This is a genomic window from Candidatus Poribacteria bacterium (genome assembly GCA_026702755.1).
In the GTDB taxonomy this organism is placed as follows: Bacteria; Poribacteria; WGA-4E; order WGA-4E; family WGA-3G; genus WGA-3G.
Genome location: JAPPBX010000055.1, coordinates 1 through 3,531, shown reverse-complemented (window position 1 = coordinate 3,531; position 3,531 = coordinate 1). Strand labels below are relative to the sequence as shown.

The 3,531-nt window shown below is 49.0% G+C and carries 5 protein-coding genes; 1 reads left to right on the top strand and 4 read right to left on the bottom strand.

The genetic code is table 11. The features are described 5' to 3' along the window. On the top strand, window positions 1-744 hold a 744-nt coding region (locus OXH39_10245), incomplete at its 5' end, for a hypothetical protein (protein ID MCY3550825.1). A 29-nt stretch (window positions 745-773) separates the two neighbouring features. Here OXH39_10245 and OXH39_10240 read toward each other — a convergent pair. The 4 genes from OXH39_10240 to OXH39_10225 all read right to left on the bottom strand — a co-directional run. Continuing rightward, a complete protein-coding gene (locus tag OXH39_10240) occupies window positions 774-1,487 on the bottom strand; it encodes a pseudouridine synthase (protein ID MCY3550824.1) in 714 nt (237 codons plus the stop codon). A gap of 8 nt (window positions 1,488-1,495) precedes the next feature. Continuing rightward, window positions 1,496-2,137 (bottom strand): HAD-IB family hydrolase, encoded by a 642-nt coding sequence (locus tag OXH39_10235; GenBank protein ID MCY3550823.1) that lies wholly within the window; start codon window positions 2,135-2,137, stop codon window positions 1,496-1,498. Further along, a complete protein-coding gene (locus OXH39_10230; GenBank protein ID MCY3550822.1) occupies window positions 2,134-2,886 on the bottom strand; it encodes a pyridoxine 5'-phosphate synthase in 753 nt (250 codons plus the stop codon). Before OXH39_10230 ends, OXH39_10235 begins: the two co-directional genes overlap by 4 nt. A gap of 128 nt (window positions 2,887-3,014) precedes the next feature. After that, window positions 3,015-3,531: hypothetical protein (locus tag OXH39_10225; protein MCY3550821.1), on the bottom strand; the 517-nt coding region annotated here is incomplete at its 5' end.

Here is a 3,531-nt window from a genome sequence, read left to right as displayed (position 1 = left end):
CTTTTCTCCCGTAGCCCAAGATACCGGCTTGATGCCGAAATGTTTACAGATGCAAATATTATCACACTCGCTGAGAATTTTATTTCTGTCAAAGTAAATCCAGAGGACACAGAACGTCCGATCAATGAGGAGATGCGAAGCCGATACAGTGTCACGGGTTACCCCGCTGTTCTGTTTATCAGTCCAGACGGGGGCCTCATCAAATATCACACGGGCTATGCCACACCTGACCAATTTGCGCCGGTTATGGAAGATGCCTTAAAAACAGAGTCCAAGTTTCAAGAAAAATTGGAAAAATTGGAAGCCAAACCTGATGATGGCAAACTCAACGCTGAGGTCGCACTCATCTATTTGGAACGGAAGCAGTTGGAAAAGGGAGTCCTGTTCAGCGAGAAAGCGTTTGAACGCGATCCGAAAAACAAGTCGAAGCTCATTCCAAAATTGCACAACCAGTTGGGACTCACTTACGGCACGCTCCTTGAAACCGCTGACGCTGAGAAATCAGAGGCGTATTTTGAAAAGTCGGTCTCACACTTCAAAGTGCTTATAGACGAGTATCCGAACAGTGATGTTTATGAACCTGCGCAGTATTACCTCGGCGTGACCTACGCCATTAAGGAACATTTTGAGGACTCGATCGCTGTGCTTGAGAAGTTATCGCATCACGCCAAGGATGCAAACATCAGGCAGAGTGCTGAGGCAATGCTCGAACGGGTCAAAGATTTGGCAAACGCCGATAGATAGTTTCTGATAGGCGTGGTCTCAGACCGCGCCTATAAACGGAGTAACTCGGATACCTCTTCCGAAGTCAACAGTCGATACGCGCCTAAGGGCAGGGGCCCTAACTTCAAAGTGCCTATCTGGACCCGTTTTAGACGGATGACCGGATGTCCCCCGGCTTTGAACATCATCCGCACCTGTCGTTTTTTCCCTTCATGAATTGTTACCTCAAACGCTGTTGCGTGCCCATCTTTGCTGATTTTTAGCCGTCTGACCTTTGCCGGTGCGGTTGTTCCGCTCGGAATCTTGACCCCTTGACGGAGTTTCTGAATCACCTCGTCGCGCGGCACGCCTTTTACCCATGCGATATAGATTTTCTCTATCTCATGGCTTGGATGTAGCAGTCGATAGGCGAAATCCCCATCGTTTGTGAAGAGTAGCAACCCTTCGGTCTCCAAATCTAAGCGTCCAACTGGATAGATTGTATCCGATAGGTCCCGAACGAGGTCCATAACGGTTGGACGCCCGCGTTGGTCGCTGCGCGTTGTGATACAGCCCGCCGGTTTATTTAGCATTAAATAGATCTGCTCTTTCAACGGCTCAACGCGTTTGCCTTCAAATTCAACGACATCGGTCTCTGTGTCGATTGGGTGTCCTGGCACCAGAATAGGTTCGCCGTTAACGCTGACGGCACCAGCAAGAATGCGCTTTTTCACCGCCCGCCGAGAAGCGATACCTGAGGTAGCAATATATTTTTCAAGTCGCATCGTGTCAGTTATTCTTCTATGTGCCAGCCCTTAGCCATGGCGATGCGTCGCAACCCGCCATCTGGGTTAACAGCGACGGGATGCCCAAACAATTCCAGTTTGTGAGCATCGGTGTGATGGTTTCCGTAGGCGTAAGAGTGGTTTAAGTCAAACCCGTGTTCAGCGGCGAGTTGTTGGGTGAGTTTCGCTTTGTTTTCGGCATACGGGTGAAGCCCAATCCGTTGTCCCGTACATCTTCCGTCAACTATCTCCAATTGATGTGCAACCATCAAGTCGGTCTGGAAATGCTCATGAAACGGCTGAACGAGAAAAGACAACGAACCCGACATCAGGATAACCGCCTTTCCTTCGGCGCGATGGCGGTGTATCAATTCTGAAATGTGAGGTGCTATGCTCGGACGAAGCGTCTCAGTAAAGCAGCGTCGGGCAATCTCGTGAAGGTGTGTCTGTTCCAAACCGCGAAGGTAAATCTTATTAGGTTTTGCTGCTCGAAGAGATTTAACCTGCAGCAGATAGGATACCCACGCCAGCAAGTTCGGTATCGGGATCTCACCGTGGCTCAGCAGATACCGCAGGAAAACCTGTTCTGAGGAGAGGCGGATAATCGTGCCGTCTAAGTCGAAAACAGCACACGTTTTAGTGTCTCTCATGCTACCTGTTGCCCCAGTGCTTGTCGATATGCTTTGACGGCAGCTTCCATCCCGATGTAGAGTGCATCTGCCATGAGATGATGACCGATAGAGACTTCCTGAAGCCCTGGTAAGTCCTGCATCAACGGCAAATTGTCAAGGTTCAAGTCATGTCCTGCATTGATCCCAAGTCCTAAATCCATCGCTTTCAGTGCCGCGTTCTTTAGCGATCCGAATTCGTGTTCAACTTCTGTCTCGGTTTTTGCCATGGCGTAAGGCGCAGTATAGAGTTCAATGCGATCCGCACCGATGTCACGCTTCATCGCTATCTGCTCCACATCCGTTCCACTAAACAGACTGACACGGATACCCGCATCTTTCAAGGCTGCGATGATCGGTTTCAACGTATCGCCATCTTTGTGAATGTCCCAAACGGTATGGCTTGTTACCTCACCCGCCACAACAGGGACGAGCGTGCACTGCGTCGGTTTCGTCTGAAGTACCATATCAATGAGGTCAGGTCTCGGATCGCCTTCAATGTTATATTCGATAGTAGGTGATTTTCGGGTGTTGATTTCTATTAATCGTTCGGCGATGTCCTGCACGTCTGTTGGTGTGATATGTCGTTGGTCTTCGCGGGGATGCACCGTGATCCCCTGCGCGCCAGCGGCGACGCAAGTATCAACTGCAGTGCGTATGTCCGGAATATCGCCACCTCGTGAGTTTCGCAATGTTGCGACTTTGTTTACATTTACACTTAATGCTATCATTTTTTCTCCATCAGGACTTACGCAAAATTGGATCAGAACGCCCATTTTGATATGATGAAGGCACTTTCTATCAGGGTTCGGTGCGGTTAGAAACCGCACCTACCAGGGGAGTGCGTAAGTCCTGTCCATTACGCTTTTTGATTGACCATACTCGTAAGGATACCAAGAATTTTTTCACATTGCGCAATTTGATAGACGGTCAAATCAACGTACACAGATTTTTCCGCCAATTTAAGGAATAGCCAGTCTGTTCCTGATGTGACGGCTCCATAAATGCAAGGAATGTTATTTCCTTTTTCTCCGTTAAAGCGTTGGGCTGCGAGCATCTCGGCAATACACTGTCCGAGTCCGCCGGTCAGATCCTCTTTCTTTGCTTCTACAAGGACGATGACGGGGGCATCTACAAGCAATTGCCTTGGAGAGAGGCTTATGAGGAAGTCGCATACACCCGTCAAGCCGTTTTCAGCATCAACATTAAAGTCGATCCCAGAAAAGAGACTGATACTGCCCTTGCAGTGTTCGCGAAGTTCAAACAACACATCGGCGACAATCAGTTCTGATCGGGCTTTTTCTGTGTTTATAGCAGTAGCTAAGGGTACCTTTTTTTGCAGTTCCTCTGTAAAATGAGATCTCGGAAGCACTGAC

What these genes read in the sequence shown, in the direction of transcription:
- OXH39_10240 (MCY3550824.1), bottom strand. Translation starts at nt 1,487, where the DNA reads ATGCGACTTGAAAAATATATTGCTACCTCAGGTATCGCTTCTCGGCGG.
- OXH39_10235 (MCY3550823.1), bottom strand. Translation starts at nt 2,137, where the DNA reads ATGAGAGACACTAAAACGTGTGCTGTTTTCGACTTAGACGGCACGATT.
- OXH39_10230 (MCY3550822.1), bottom strand. Translation starts at nt 2,886, where the DNA reads ATGATAGCATTAAGTGTAAATGTAAACAAAGTCGCAACATTGCGAAAC.